General features: G+C 37.6%; 15 protein-coding genes. All 15 read right to left on the reverse strand.

Translation table 11 applies throughout. From position 1 onward, the window contains the following. Positions 1-56 precede the first annotated feature (56 nt). The gene (gene cotE, locus KI363_RS10230) at positions 57-608 is read right to left on the reverse strand and encodes an outer spore coat protein CotE (protein WP_158322143.1); all 552 of its coding nucleotides are present in this window, start codon (positions 606-608) and stop codon (positions 57-59) included. A gap of 189 nt (positions 609-797) precedes the next feature. Beyond that, positions 798-1,223: a YlbF/YmcA family competence regulator gene (locus KI363_RS10235; protein ID WP_158322144.1), complete on the reverse strand. Its 426-nt coding sequence runs from the start codon at positions 1,221-1,223 to the stop codon at positions 798-800. 1 nt (position 1,224) lies between these two features. Further along, complete coding sequence (miaB, locus tag KI363_RS10240; RefSeq protein WP_158322145.1) at positions 1,225-2,760, reverse strand: tRNA (N6-isopentenyl adenosine(37)-C2)-methylthiotransferase MiaB; 1,536 nt, start codon at positions 2,758-2,760, stop codon at positions 1,225-1,227. Positions 2,761-2,940: 180 nt separating this feature from the next. Then, complete coding sequence (spoVS, locus tag KI363_RS10245) at positions 2,941-3,201, reverse strand: stage V sporulation protein SpoVS (protein WP_018705045.1); 261 nt, start codon at positions 3,199-3,201, stop codon at positions 2,941-2,943. 173 nt (positions 3,202-3,374) lie between these two features. Next, positions 3,375-4,175, reverse strand: coding sequence for a TIGR00282 family metallophosphoesterase (locus KI363_RS10250; protein WP_158322146.1), 801 nt, complete (start codon positions 4,173-4,175; stop codon positions 3,375-3,377). A gap of 97 nt (positions 4,176-4,272) precedes the next feature. After that, on the reverse strand, positions 4,273-5,835 hold the full coding sequence (rny, locus tag KI363_RS10255; protein ID WP_158322147.1) for a ribonuclease Y: 1,563 nt from the start codon (positions 5,833-5,835) through the stop codon (positions 4,273-4,275). Positions 5,836-6,072: 237 nt separating this feature from the next. Further along, a complete protein-coding gene (gene recA / locus KI363_RS10260) occupies positions 6,073-7,125 on the reverse strand; it encodes a recombinase RecA (protein ID WP_158322148.1) in 1,053 nt (350 codons plus the stop codon). Positions 7,126-7,887: 762 nt separating this feature from the next. Beyond that, positions 7,888-9,135, reverse strand: coding sequence for a competence/damage-inducible protein A (locus KI363_RS10265; protein ID WP_212966272.1), 1,248 nt, complete (start codon positions 9,133-9,135; stop codon positions 7,888-7,890). Between the two features lie 30 nt (positions 9,136-9,165). Beyond that, positions 9,166-9,744, reverse strand: coding sequence for a CDP-diacylglycerol--glycerol-3-phosphate 3-phosphatidyltransferase (pgsA, locus tag KI363_RS10270; protein WP_158322150.1), 579 nt, complete (start codon positions 9,742-9,744; stop codon positions 9,166-9,168). 83 nt (positions 9,745-9,827) lie between these two features. Beyond that, positions 9,828-10,730, reverse strand: a complete 903-nt coding sequence (locus KI363_RS10275) for a helix-turn-helix domain-containing protein (RefSeq protein ID WP_212966273.1) — start codon at positions 10,728-10,730, stop codon at positions 9,828-9,830. Positions 10,731-10,748: 18 nt separating this feature from the next. After that, positions 10,749-11,537: a YmfK family protein gene (locus tag KI363_RS10280; RefSeq protein ID WP_158322152.1), complete on the reverse strand. Its 789-nt coding sequence runs from the start codon at positions 11,535-11,537 to the stop codon at positions 10,749-10,751. 188 nt (positions 11,538-11,725) lie between these two features. Then, entirely contained in the window at positions 11,726-11,983 is a 258-nt protein-coding gene (locus tag KI363_RS10285; RefSeq protein WP_158322153.1) for a DUF3243 domain-containing protein, read from the reverse strand. Between the two features lie 72 nt (positions 11,984-12,055). Next, complete coding sequence (gene ymfI, locus KI363_RS10290) at positions 12,056-12,778, reverse strand: elongation factor P 5-aminopentanone reductase (protein ID WP_158322154.1); 723 nt, start codon at positions 12,776-12,778, stop codon at positions 12,056-12,058. A gap of 86 nt (positions 12,779-12,864) precedes the next feature. Further along, entirely contained in the window at positions 12,865-14,154 is a 1,290-nt protein-coding gene (gene yfmH, locus KI363_RS10295) for an EF-P 5-aminopentanol modification-associated protein YfmH (protein WP_158322155.1), read from the reverse strand. 3 nt (positions 14,155-14,157) lie between these two features. Further along, entirely contained in the window at positions 14,158-15,432 is a 1,275-nt protein-coding gene (gene yfmF, locus KI363_RS10300; protein ID WP_158322156.1) for an EF-P 5-aminopentanol modification-associated protein YfmF, read from the reverse strand. Positions 15,433-15,539: the final 107 nt, after the last annotated feature.

Raw genomic sequence — 15,539 nt, forward strand, 5'->3', positions numbered from 1 at the left:
GATTATTCCATCACACGTAAAAAATGCGTAGAAAAAACCGGGAAATTTTTCCCGGTTTACTCACTTCCTTCATCAGCTGTTAGAAAATCAGGATTGATGTCTTCTAGTTCACTATCTGATAATTCTTCTTCGAAATCGTAATCATCATCATCTGCTTGTTTCTCATGAACCTCTACCCAAATTTTTGTTTCACCAATGACATCAACTTGAAATTCTCTTTCGGTTGTCACGAGAATTTTATTCCCTTTTTTAGAAATAACCGCTTCGACGCAATTAGGCTGTTGTAACACATTTGCTATAACTTGTCGGTCATCCATGCAATCGGGATCTCTGTAATGAAGCTTGAGCGTATCTCTGTAATCTACCCTTTCGGTTGCAACAGATGTTTTCGTGTTATCATGATGGGAATACCAAACATTCATATCAAAAGACCCGCTTACTTCGACTTCTTTTTTGCCGACCTTCCGCGCTTCATATTTATGATTGATAATCCAACAGCCTAAAATGCTCGAAGGATGATGCGGCGGGCTAATCGTATAATTGGCTTTCGTAAATTTACGCCCTTTCGCAACGACTGCTTTTGTTATAATTTCTCTGTAATCTGCCATTCGAGCGAACCTCCTCATTCATTTTCCCTTCATCCTATGCATTTACCTAGATGATTGTGCTCATTTCCCAAAACCACAACTTTTTTAAGCCTGTGATATTGTATGTTGTGAAAGAAGAATGTTGAGGAAAACGCGGAGAAATCTCCAACATAAAAGTCATTACCTTTTTTTGGTAATGACTTTTACGGATTAACAGCTTGATGGGCTATTTTTGATTTTCGATCCTGTTTCCCCTGTTAGTAAATCGCCACCAGTGGAAAGTAAGATTTCATCTGTTACTTTATTCGATATCGCAGATGATACCATCTGCAATAAATCATTTACATCTACCTGTGATTGCTTAAATTCTTGAACAATTGGAATTTCATCTAATTCCGCTTCTAATTTCTCCAGTTTTTCTTCTACTAACTTGAGAGCTTTTTCTTTTCCGTAATGTTGGAAATTAACCGCTTGTTTTTGTAGACTCTTAATACTGGCAATCATCTCGCGAACTTTTTGGTTTTCATTTATTTGTGCTTCGGCTCGCTTAAAGAAATCAACCTCTTCTGTATTGGCAATCATTGTTGCCAGTTCATGAGCCCGAACTAATATATCGTCTTTCGTGTATTTTTCCATATTACATCACCTCAACTGATTCCTTTGCCTCAATCATCTCACCATTTAATGTCCATGTCTTAGCATCCGTAATTTTAACTTGAACAAGACTTCCAATGGCCGATTTTGGACCTTTAAAATTCACCAGCTTATTTTTCCTTGTATAACCAGAAAGGATCTCTGGGTTATTTTTACTTTCCCCTTCAACTAACACTTCAACAATTTGTCCTTTATGAGCTTCCATTGCTTTTCTTGAAAAGTCATTCACTAAAGCATTTAAGCGCTGGAGTCGCTCTTTCTTCACTTCCATGGAAACATTGTCTTTCATTTTCGCTGCAGGTGTACCTTCTCTTGCTGAATAAATAAACGTATAGGCCGTTTCAAAGCCAACTTCACGATACAGCGACAATGTTTCTTCAAATTGCTCATCTGTTTCGTTTGGAAATCCAACAATAATATCGGTTGAAAGTGAAACATCAGGTATAGCTTGTTTGATCTTTCTAACAAGTTCTAAAAATTGCTCTCTTGTGTATTTACGTCCCATAATTTTTAGCATTGCACTAGATCCTGATTGTACAGGCAGATGAATATGTTCAACAAGATTCCCCTTATTGGCTAATACTTCAATTAAATGATCATCAAAATCACGAGGATGACTTGTCGTAAAACGAACACGTGGGATATCTACTTTTCTCAGATCATCCATTAAATCACCAAAACGATAATCGATATCTTCAAAATCCTTCCCATAGGCATTTACGTTCTGACCAAGTAAAGTAATTTCCTTATAACCATGAGCGGCAAGTTGACGTACTTCTTGGATAATATCTTCTGGTCTTCTACTTCTTTCTTTTCCTCTTGTATAAGGAACAATACAGTAGGTACAGAATTTATCACAGCCATACATAATATTGACCCATGCTTTTATTTTACCTGCCCTTACTTTAGGGAGATTTTCAATGACATCTCCTTCTTTAGACCAAACCTCAACGACCATTTCTTTCGACATATACGCTTCATTTAAAATCTCAGGCAGACGGTGGATGTTATGGGTCCCAAAAATCATATCCACGAAGGGGTGCTTTTCTAATATTCGATTGACGACAGACTCCTGTTGCGCCATACAACCACATACACCCAATAGAAGATCGGGCTTTTCCATTTTTAAATGTTTTAAATGGCCTAATTCACCAAATACTTTATTTTCAGCATTTTCCCTGATTGCACAAGTATTCATTAGAATAACGTCAGCATCTTCTACTGTTTCAGTAGCTTGATACCCAAGATTCATAAAGATTCCTGCCATAACCTCTGTATCATGCTCATTCATTTGACAACCGTAAGTTCGGATATAGAATTTACGACCATTTCCCATTCCTTTAAAGCGTTCGTCTATGTCAAAATCATCATGATATTTAATTTCTTCTTTTCCTCTTCTCCGAGCATCCTTTAAAGAGGGTGGCCTATAGACCGTTTGAAAATACTTGCTATAATCTTTTTCTTCACTATCTTTTGGACTCTGAACTTGTTGACTTTCTAAACGTTGTTTCTCGTTCATGAAAATCCCCTTCCTAACTTTATGTAAAAAATACTCATAAAACTTTACATTCATTCTACTAGTATATAGTCTTTTATTTTCGAATACAACATTAGCCTATTTCAAATGAAAATGAAAATAAAAAAGATCCGTAGGCTAGATCGCAAACGAATCTTTTTATCTGTAAAAATGAATGTTGGATTATCTCGGTTCTACTATTAACTTAATGGCCGTTCTTTCTTCTCCATCAATCAGTATATCCGTAAACGCAGGGATACAAATTAAATCGACACCTCCCGGGGCGACAAAACCTCTTGCAATTGCAACTGCCTTCACTGCCTGATTTAGTGCCCCGGCTCCAATCGCTTGGATTTCCGCGCCTCCTCTTTCCCTAAGAACGCCAGCTAGCGCACCCGCTACGGAATTAGGATTGGATTTAGCTGAAACTTTTAATATTTCCATTTCTTGTTCCTCCTTGTCATTTCCCCATACAATTGTACAAAACCTAAGGTCGCAGTAACCCTTTCCACTGTTACTATATTCAGGAAATTTATGAACTATTCCAGATTGTCCAAAAGAGAGAAGAAGAGAATTTTGAAATGGGCAAGTGTCCATTAAACTACGTATGACTTTTTTTAATCATTTAAAAATGGATGATCATCATTAATAAGAATAGGGCGTATGTTTAATGCTTTTCCAGTTTCATGATCTACACTGATCAAGCAAGCACTTAGTTGAGTTCGTCCATTCTTAGGCACTTCAAATCTTACTGGTAAAGCCGTACGAAATTTTTGTAAAACTGCCTCTTTTTCCATGCCAAGAATAGCATCGTAAGGCCCTGTCATGCCTACATCTGTTAAATAAGCTGTCCCATTAGGTAAAATACGATGATCAGCGGTTTGCACATGGGTGTGTGTTCCGACGACAGCCGTAACCTTTCCATCGAGAAACCAGCCCATTGCTTGTTTCTCGCTAGTTGTTTCGGCATGAAAATCAATAAAGATAATATTTGTGCGTTTTTTAGCCAATTCAATTAATTCTTCGGCCTTGTTAAATGGGCAATCGAGCGGTGACATAAACGTTCTTCCCTGAAGATTGATGATGGCTACTTCAATTGAATTAATTTTAACAAACACCAGGCCTTTTCCAGGTGTCTTTTCCGGGAAATTTGCTGGTCTTACTAAATATTTCGCTTCGTCGATAAACTCAAATATATTCTTATTATCCCATGCATGGTTTCCTAGAGTAACAGCATTCGCTCCCGCTTCAAGAAACTGTTTATATATTTGTTCTGTAATGCCTCGTCCTCCTGCAGCATTTTCGCCATTAATAATGGTAAGATGAGGACGGTATTTTCTTTTTAACTTTGATAAATATTCTTGAATCATTGTTCTTCCGGGTGAGCCAACTACATCACCGATAAATAAAATTTCCATAAAAATCCCTTTCTTTTTAAAACGCATAATATGTTACAGAGTATTACATTATAAATCATACACACAAAAAAGCGGAGTGATCACACCCCGCTTCGTTTTACTTCGCATACTCGACCGCTCTTGTTTCTCGAATAACAGTTACTTTAATATGCCCCGGATAGTCGAGATCATGTTCAATTTTCTTCCGGATATCACGTGCTAGTTTATGCGCCTCTAGGTCATTGATTTGTTCGGGTTTTACAATGATCCGAACTTCTCTTCCCGCTTGTATGGCATATGACTTTTCAACACCGTCATAAGACTCGGAAATTTCTTCTAGTTTCTCCAAACGGCGAATATAATTTTCAAGTGTCTCACTTCTAGCACCAGGCCTTGCTGCTGACAGAGCATCTGCTGCTGCGACTAATACTGAAATCGTTGAAGTAGGTTCTGTATCCCCGTGATGGGATGCGATACTATTGATCACAACTGGGTGTTCTTTATACTTTGTAGCCAATTCAATCCCAATTTCTACATGGCTACCCTCTACCTCGTGATCAATTGCTTTTCCAATGTCATGCAGTAAACCTGCACGACGAGCAAGTGTTACGTCCTCTCCTAATTCCGCCGCAAGCAGTCCTGATAGAAAAGCAACTTCTATTGAATGCTTAAGAACATTTTGCCCATAGCTTGTTCGATATTTCAATCGTCCCAGTATTTTAATTAGATCAGGATGCAATCCATGGACACTGACCTCAAATGTCGTCTGTTCACCAATTTCACGAATATGCTCGTCTACTTCACGTCTAGCCTTATCCACCATTTCTTCAATTCGTGCGGGATGGATTCGCCCATCCTGAACAAGTTTTTCAAGCGCTATTCGTGCAATCTCACGCCTTATCGGGTCAAATCCTGATAAAATTACGGCTTCAGGTGTATCATCGATAATTAAATCAATACCGGTCAATGTTTCAAGAGTCCTGATATTTCGGCCTTCTCTACCAATGATTCGACCTTTCATTTCGTCATTTGGTAGATTGACAACGGAAACGGTTGTTTCAGCCACATGCTCAGCTGAACAACGTTGAATGGCAAGAGAAAGAATATTTTTAGCTTTTTTATCAGCTTCTTCTTTTGCTTGCATTTCGCTTTCCTTAATCATAACAGCCGTCTCATGAGCCAATTCTTTTTCTACATCTGACAGAATAATGGTTTTGGCTTCCTCACGAGTCAGGCCTGAAATCCGTTCTATCTCAGCCTCTTGTTTATGGACCAACTCATCCACTTTGCTTTCCATCTCTTCAATATGTTGTTGTCTTTCATTAAGAGATTCCTCTTTCCTTTCAAGCGTGTTTTCTCGCTTATCAAGAGTTTCGTCTTTTCGGTCGAGGTTCTCCTCCTTTTGCAATAATCGCTTTTCTTGTTTTTGCAATTCGGTCCTTCTATCTCGAAGTTCAAGTTCCGTCTCGGTACGGAGACGGTGATTTTCATCTTTCGCTTCTAACAAGGCTTCCTTCTTTAATGCTTCCGCATCTCGCTTAGCATCCACTAAAATCTGCTCAGCAGAACTTTTAGCACCTGTTATTTTAGCCTCTGTAATCAATTTAAAAATGAAATAGCCAACAACTAAACCGACGATAAGGGCAAGCAAAATGGAGATGATGATAATGGGTGTTTCCATACTTTCACCTCCCCTTGCTATGAAATTAGAATAATTTTTTTCAATGTCGGCTGGTACATTGCTACATAGGTTTCAATATACTGAGCCAAGCTCAAATTCATGCATGCGAAAAAAATGTAAAATATACATATTAATTTTATAGTTGTGACGTTTTAATGTCAAGTGATGTTCGATTCTATATAGAATAAAAAAACAAAGTCACTAATAAGTGTAGACTTTGTTTTTTCAATTTAAACCTTATTCATCTAATAAACTGAACTCATTTTGTTCCTCTTCTTCCGCTTCTGGTGGAATCGTCTTTTCCTCATCCAACTGATAGTGATCACGAATTTTATGCATGATTTCACTTCTAAGTTCCGGATTTTCTTTTAAGAATTGTTTTGCATTCTCCCGGCCTTGTCCAAGACGTTCCTCATTATAAGAATACCAAGAGCCACTTTTTTGCACGATATCCAGTTCCGACCCCATGTCAATAATTTCACCTTCACGGGAGATCCCTTCACCATACATGATATCCACTTCAGCAGTTCGGAATGGAGGAGCGACTTTATTTTTGACGACTTTTACTTTTGTTCTATTTCCGACAATATCTTGTCCTTGCTTAAGTTGCTCTGCACGTCGAACTTCAAGACGAACAGATGAGTAAAATTTAAGTGCTCTACCCCCTGGAGTTGTTTCAGGATTTCCGAACATAACTCCTACTTTTTCACGGATTTGGTTAATAAAAATCGCAATGGTATTTGACTTATTAATTGCACCTGATAGTTTCCTAAGTGCTTGTGACATCAAGCGAGCTTGAAGACCTACGTGAGCATCTCCCATTTCACCTTCAATCTCGGCCTTTGGAACTAATGCAGCTACTGAGTCAATGACAATGATTTCAATGGCTCCACTTCTTACAAGAGCTTCCGCAATTTCTAAACCTTGCTCACCAGTATCAGGCTGTGAAAGAAGTAATTCATCAATATTCACACCCAATTTTTCGGCATAAACCGGGTCAAGAGCATGTTCAGCATCAATAAAGGCCGCTTGACCACCGTTTGCTTGCACTTCAGCAATCGCATGAAGAGCAACGGTCGTTTTACCGGAACTTTCTGGGCCATAAATTTCTATTACTCGTCCTCGCGGATAGCCCCCAACTCCTAGTGCAATATCAAGAGCAAGAGAGCCACTTGATACAGTAGAAATTTTTCGGTTTGTTTGTTCTCCTAGTTTCATAACCGAACCTTTTCCAAATTGTTTCTCGATCTGCTTTAATGCCAAGTCTAATGCTTTTTGGCGATCACTCATGAAATATCCTCCCTATGTGTATATTCTATTAAATTCATTTACTATATCACTTCAAGCTAATTCTAGTATAAAGCTTTTCATCTTATTTGCCAAGTAAAAATCGAACATTTATTCGTCGGCTTTTGTCAATAAAATGGCTGCAAATTAGCTTTTTGATTTAGAGAAAAACCTTTTTTTCCAGATTTTTTAATCCGAAAACGCCATTTTAATAAATTTCAGAAGCAAGCCAACAGGAAAATGGCAATCAAGCAGAGAGAATTTGCTAGTCGTTGAGTGAAAATAGCGAATTTTATATTTCCCAAAGCTTTCCAGGACCTGCTTTACGCTAGAAAGAAAAGAACAAAAGCGCAAGCGCCCGTTTAGCGACGTACAAACTTGGATAATAAGGTTGAACGGCTAAAATCGCGCCGTCCTGGCGCAACGCCGTTCTGACCAACATCCTGTTGGCCTGAGATAAAGGAAACACGATGAACCACGAAATGCGGAAGGCGGTTGCTTAGGGGCGACAAGCAAATGTTCCTGAACCTAGGAAGGGCGGTTTTTCCCTTCCTAGGTTCAGGGTTATTTGACCTCGAGCCCCTACCGCCTGTAGCTAGACACCGATCAATACCCACTTTTAGAACTTATCCACAAGCTAGAATTTTATAGTTTACTAAGCAACAAAAAAGCGCCATTATGCGCTTTTTGTTTTTATGAAATCATGACTGTAAGGTAAATGAATATGTATGCAATTTTCTTCCAAGACCTATATATGTCAATAGATTAAGTTGGACTATTTTCCAATTCTTTTAACAAATAATAACAGCCATACTTTACTGTCCTTTTTTGGTTTCCAATTCTCGAACCAGAAAGATTCAATTGATAGGTTTTCGTGGGACGATCATCAAAAGAAATACCAATCCATACCGTTCCCGCTGGATGTCCTTCTAGGGAATCTGGTCCAGCTACTCCCGTAAAACTTATTCCAATATTTGTACCTAAAATGGTACGAATATTTTCTGCTAATTCAATCGCACATTGTTCACTTACGACGCCATACTTATCAATCGTTTCGGCTTTTACCTGACATAGTTTTATTTTTGACTGATTAGAATAACAAACAATTCCTCCGATCAACATCGTGCTTACACCCGTTATACCTGTCATTTCAGATTGAAACATGCCACCTGTTAAGCTTTCCGCTGCTGCAATCGTTAATTCATTTTTATCCAGAACGGTCAGTAATTCCTTCATAATCGTGGTCTGGTCATACCCGTAAAAGAATTCTCCCACCCGCGCATTAATTTGCTTTTCCATTTTCTCAATCATTTGAATCGCTTTTTCCTCAGACTGATCACGGGCGGTGATACGGATTGTGACTTCATTATCGCCTGCAAGCGGAGCAATGGTTGGATTTGTCTGTGCATCGATAAGATCTTCAATTTCCGTCTCTAATTGTGATTCGCCAATTCCAAAGTACCGCAACACTCTTGATTCAATTCTTTCCCGTGATTCTAATTGATCTAAAATAGCGGGTGCACCATATTTTCGTAACATTGGTTGCATTTCATGTGGCGGTCCAGGTAACAACATATAAAAATGCTGCGCTTTTTTTACAAACATTCCTGGAGCCATTCCATGTTCGTTAGGCAGTACAGCAGCTCCCTCTAGGACAAGTGCTTGCTTTTTATTATTCTCAGACATTTTTCTACCTGTTCTTTTAAAATAAGAGACGATATTTTCCATCGCCATGGGATCAGCTACAAGTTGCTTTCCAGTATGGTTGGCAATTACTTCTTTCGTTAAATCGTCTTTCGTTGGTCCTAATCCACCTGTAAAGATAATAAGATTTGCCCTTTCTTCAGCAATCGAAATCGCTTTTTCTAATCTTTTCGGATTATCGCCAACAACCGTATGATAATAAACATGAACTCCTAATTCTGCTAGCTCACGTGATATAAACTGTGCATTCGAATTGACAATTTGCCCCAATAACAGTTCTGTTCCTACTGCAATAATTTCAGCATTCATTCCAGCAATTCCTTCCCTATATTATAATCATTATTTTGAATTTAATAGAGCTTTTCTATTTTTGTAAAAGTATTCATATCCAGACCAGATTGTAAAAATCATCGCCACCCATAAAGCGATTAAAGCAAAAGGGAACCCGATTGCTTCAAAAAAGATATTATTAAGAAGCAAGGCCGAAATAGCAATAATTTGCGTCCATGTTTTTATTTTTCCCAACATATTCGCTGCAACTACCTCACCTGAGCCAGCCAATACAAGGCGTAGTCCTGTAACGGCGAATTCCCGACTAATGATAATGATGACGATCCATGAAGGGGCGAGTTGCATTTCAACCAAAACAATAAGGGCCGCAGAAACAAGTAGTTTATCGGCAAGCGGATCCAAAAACTTACCTAAAGTTGTCACCAATTCGTATTTTCGCGCAAAATAACCATCTACCCAATCTGTCACTGCTGCAATAATAAAAATCAAGGCACCGATCAGATGGGCCAGTTTAATTTCTGTTCCGGGAAGATGTACAATGCCCCAACGAAAGGGGACAAGCATAAATATTAAAAAAATCGGAATTAGTAAGATTCTAGATACAGTAATTTTATTCGGCAAATTCATGAACACAGTTCCTCCCAATCAAATGCTTAAAACTCTCTCAATTTAAACTTAGTAAAAATAACCGCCGGCAAGCGGCGGGAAAATTATTGTTGTTGCTTATTAAACTTTATAATAATATTTTGTACGGTCGCATCGCTTTCCAATTCTAGTTTCTCGTCATTTACATAGATTTCCGTATCCATTGCTCTCCCCGTCCGAATGTACGCTTCTGAGTCTTCGGAGAAATCATACGTTTCACTTTCCCCGTTAGCTATTTTCTTAGACGCGTATTGTTTATCGCTATTATTGGTCACTTGAATCCATGCTTCTCCAGAATCCGTCGCTTTTACCGTCACTTCATACTTATCGGCAGCATTGGTAACCTCATAAGTTGTTGTATTTCCTGAAACTCCTTCCATCGTGATTTTCTGCTCTTCCTCTTCTTCACTTTCTTCTGATTGATCATTCGTATTCTCTGATTCATCTTGCTCGGTTGAATCCGTCTGATCCTCCTCATCACCTTCACTGGTATCAGGCGGAGATACATCATTTGATTCGGTAATATTAATCCCTTCATTTTGCTTATCTACTGGATTTTTATCATTTGAAGTTAGAAAATTGGTTACTAAATACCATATCAAAACCACAATCGCTATAAAGAAAATAGCCATTAAAATTTTAGGAAAAAACTCGATAATTTTCGACGTTTTACGTGACACTGAATTTCGCGATTGTACACGTGTTAATTTCTCAGGCAAATCATCTTCATAAGCTACAGGGATCTCATTTTTATATTCCTCAAACAGAACTTCAGGCTCAAGATCAACAGCCTCAGCGTATTGCTTAATAAATGCCCGGGTATAAAACTTCCCTGGCATCACTTCAAAATTTCCTTCTTCAATCGCAGACAGATACCGTTTCTGTATTCTTGTAATAGCTTGAAGTTCGTCCAATGTAAGACTTTTTTCCTCTCGCGCCATCCGCAGTCTGCTACCTAAATCTGACAATGCCAACACCTGCCTATCCTAAAAATCAAACCCAAAATTAGGTTCACTAAAAAGGTTGTTTTGCGAAACCGCTTCGTATGTAATTTTTTCCTCATGTGTATTTCTTAGTTCGATAATATAATCGAAATCTTCAATCGAATACTCAGAATGCTGAACAAAAATATCGGGATGTTCGATTACTTTCACAGCGGGGAGCCGCATAATTTCTCGGACAAGCTGCAAATGCCTTTCATCTGCACGCTTTCTAGATACAATCCCATCAATAATAAAGATATTGTCGGCATCGTATTCATCCTTAATTAATTCCTTACGTATCGTTTGTTTTAATAAAGTGGAAGAAACAAACAGCCATTTTTTATTTGCACAAACACTCGAGGCCACCACTGATTCAGTTTTCCCCACTCGTGGCATTCCCCTAATCCCAATTAGTTTATGCCCTTCTTGTTTAAATAATTCAGCCATAAAGTCTACAAGAAGTCCTAGTTCGTCCCGAACAAATCGAAATGTCTTTTTGTCATCCATATCCCGTTGAATATAGCGACCATGTCTAACTGCTAAACGATCACGAAGCTTTGGTTCCCTCATCTTTGTCACTTTAATTGTATCAACTGTATCTAAAATCGATTCTAATCGTTTTATTTGCATTTCATTACTAGCACGTATCAAAAGACCACGTCTTCCACTATCTACCCCATTAATGCTAACGATATTAATCGATAGCATCCCTAATAACGAAGAGATATCTCCTAAAAGACCGGGTCGATCAATTGTAATCTCATATTCAAAATACCATTCTTTCCGATCCACTGCGACCCACTCCTCGGTCAAACTAAAGTTTACGTAAAGATGTCTAGTATATATAATAACGGATAATCATTTAATTTGAAAGAAAAACATATTGTGAATGAGACGAAAAAAAGACTGGTTCTAGAGCGTTTTCTTTTCGAAAAAGGGAAAAGAAATTACTTTAGAACCAGTCAATTTGTCCTTCGATATTATTTAGTACTGTTATTTTCTACAAGCTTTACCATCACACTAGCAATGGCTTCTTGTTCTTCCTCCGAAGCAACAGACCAAAGGTCAGATAAAACTCTTTGTTGCTCATTTTTCGGGTCTACATGATTGGCTAAATAATCGCCTACATGATGGGCCATTTTATTAATAACTTTTCCGGACATTCCTTGATCCTGTGCATCATCAAGTTGGTCACCTAAAAAGTTTTTCCATTGATCCCAATTATTAAGAATTGACATGTCATATCCTCCTTTAATTGAACAACTTCACAGTTATTATGTACAAGTCAAAATTACATTATTCTTTGGAAATCATGTATACCAGCCACCATTTACTGCTAAAACTTGTCCAGTTATATAGGAAGACTTTTCAGATAATAAGAAAGAAACAGCGCCAGAAATATCTTGTGGTTCAGCTATGTATCCGAGGGGAATAGCGGATTCAAGATCTTGTAATTCTTGTGAATTAAACTGGGCTAACATATTCGTTTTGACTGCCCCAGGAGCAACACAATTAATTCGTAGGCTTGAACTCGCTGTTTCTTTACTTAATGATTTAACGAACGCTATTTGCGCCCCCTTAACGGTCGAGTATATCACTTCACAAGCCGCTCCTGTTTGTCCCCATATTGAGCTAATAAGCACAATACGAGAAGATGGACGTTGCATTAAACGGGGTAATAATGCTTGGACCAATACCATCGGACTTTTTATATGAAGTTGCCACATTTTGTCCATTTCCATTTCATCCAAGTCAGAAAAAAGACCATATGGTGCCGAACCAGAACAATAAACAATTGCATCAATTTGGAAGATGTTCTCAAGAAGCTGGTTAGTCCCCTCTCTCGTTGATAAATCGGTACAAATTGGAATACATTCTATATTATATTGGTTTAATTGATTCATTAAATGAAATACATTTTGCTTATTTTTATGATAATGTAAATAGAGATTCCATCCTTGACTAGCTAGTTCTTCAGCTATCGCTGAACCAATCCCTCCGCTAGCCCCAGTGATTAAAGCAAATTTCCGCATCTTATTCCCCTCGCTCCTTCAATTAAAAATGCCCGGCACGCACAATTCGGGACCGGGCAAAACACTTTTAGAAATCCGTTGCCAATTTACTGTTTTGGAACAACTTGACAAACCGTCATCCGGCTTTCTTCAATCAAATCATTAGCCGCTGATAAAACATCTTGAATGGTCAATTTCTCTAATACGGGAACAACATCGAATAAATTCATTTCATTAAAAATAAATCTTGTGAATTGATTCGCAATGTACTCCTGGGAATTTAGTGAGCGTAGAAATCGACCAATTCGTTTTTTCTTAGCTCTTTCTAGTGTTTCTTCTGTAATATATTTCCCAGTCTTTGCCTCTAACAAAATGCTATTCACCTTATTCGCAAGCTCTTCAGGTTTTTTCGTGTTTCCGCCAATAATGGCAAAACCATAGCTTTGTTCTTGTGAATATTCATATTGAAAGGTATCATCAATTAATTCACTTGTATATAACTCTTCATACAAATCAGAGCTTTTGCCAAACAATATGTCCATAAAAAGAGATGTAGATAATTCATTTTTTAACATTTCTTTACCTGTTTGGTCAATCTTTGTAGATTTCACTCCTACAAAACATTTAGGTGTCTGTACATTCATTTCTAGCACCTGCATTTTTTGAGCGACTGTTTCTGGCTCGTTCTCAAACATGCGCTCAATTTCTGGTGCTGCTTGATACTGCTTTGCCGCCTGATCATCCCGAATGAACGTCATGATTTCCGTAGGATCGAGTGGTCCTGTGACGAATAACATCATATTACTCGGGTGGTAAAAGGTCTCATAACATTCATAGAGCAATTCAGCCGTAATATGTGATATGGATTCTACCGTACCAGCAATATCTATTTTCACTGGATGATGATGATACATATTTTCGATTGTCCCGAAATAAGCCCTCCAATCAGGGTTATCGTCATACATCATAATTTCCTGGCCAATGATCCCTTTTTCCTTTTCTACCGTCTTTTCAGTAAAATAAGGTTTTTGAACCATATCCAACAAAGTTTTTAAATTAAGTTTTACATGATCTGTACTGGAAAATAAATAAGCGGTCCGATCAAAAGATGTAAAGGCATTGGCCGATGCCCCTTGTTTACTAAATGTTTGAAAAGTATCCCCATCCTCTTTTTCAAACATCTTATGTTCTAGAAAATGGGCGATGCCATCAGGGACACGTTTAAATTCAGCTTGATTAAGTGGTTTGAAATGATGATCAATGGAACCATATTTTGTTGTAAACGTCACATAGGTTTTATTAAATCCAGGTTTAGGTAAAATATAAACATCTAAGCCATTATCCAATTTTTCATGATACAATGTTTCGTTTATTTGAGTAAATTCTACTTTATTCATTTTTTACTCACCTTCCGTTCCAGCCAAAAAGTAAATCGTATCCATTTCGATCTTCTTGGCTACTTCAATAATTTCTTCTTTTGAAACTGCTTGAATCCGTTCAAGCCAATTCGCTAACGTGATATTTTTATCTCCTATATAATTATTATAGAGAACCTCTATAAAACCTTTAGGAGAATCAAGAGTTTCCAAAAGCTCATTTTTAATGACTGCCTTTGTTTGCTCGATTTCTTTATCCGTAAATTCGCCTAACCTCATCATTTCCAATTGTTCCTTAATGATGGAAACGGCTTTATCATAATTTTGATTTTCGATCCCTGACATGATCATCAGTAAACCTTTATGACTTTCAATTCGACTTGCAGCGTAATAAGCTAGACTTTCTTTTTCCCGTACATTAATAAACAGTTTTGAGTGAGCAAATCCACCAAAAATACCATTAAACATCTGTAAAGCGTAGTATTCTTGATCTCCAAGAAGAATATTTGTGCGGCAGCCAATATTTAATTTACCTTGATTTAAGTCCTGATGTTCTTTTACTACATTAATTTCCTCAATATCCTTTTTTGCTGGTCTATTTTTTTGCTTCATGACCCGATCGGAAAGAGACAAAACTGAAAATAAATTTTGGACTTCCGATAACTGAATGTCTCCGATGATATACAAATCAATTTGATCCTCGTTAAGAGCTTGTTGGTAATATTCGTAAAGCTGTTCACCTGTAATCCCATCAATTTCATTGAGTTCTCCAGTTGGCTGAATCGAATAGGGCTCATTTTTACACATTTCCTCTACCAAGCGGACGGTCGCATAGCGCATTTTATCATCATAAAGAGAATGAATTCTTTCTTTTAATCCTCTTTTTTCCTTTTTCATTGTTTTATCATCGAATTGGTCATTCGTGACATTGGGATGAAGTAACACTTCAGTTAAAAATTCAACCCCCTTATGTAAAAGAGGAGTTTTGTCTTGCAAATATTTCTCATTTGCTATTTCTAATGTAAAACTAATGATGTTTTCTTCTCCCTTTTTACTCGTATCCGCGTAAAAAGATGCACCATAAAATTCATCCAAATAGGATCGTAACGCACCAGTAGTAGAATATTTCTTTGTGCTACTTTGCATAACTAATGGCAATAACGCTCTTAATGTAGCCGTTTCTTTTTGCAGGGGAGCTTTCATTTTCCAGACAATCGTATTGGTTTTATATTTCTCAGTCTGCAGCATATGTAGAGTAAAACCGTTCATTTTTACAATATGTTCTTTTTCAAATTCCATTGGTTAAACCTCCATTAATGATAGTTAAAAGGGATGCGCGCGTTACTTTACATAATATTTTTATAATAAAGTGCATCAAAGAAATATAAGTGATGCACTTTATTTTA

It is taken from the genome of Lederbergia ruris (assembly GCF_018332955.1).
Lineage (GTDB): Bacteria > Bacillota > Bacilli > Bacillales > Bacillaceae_C > Lederbergia > Lederbergia ruris.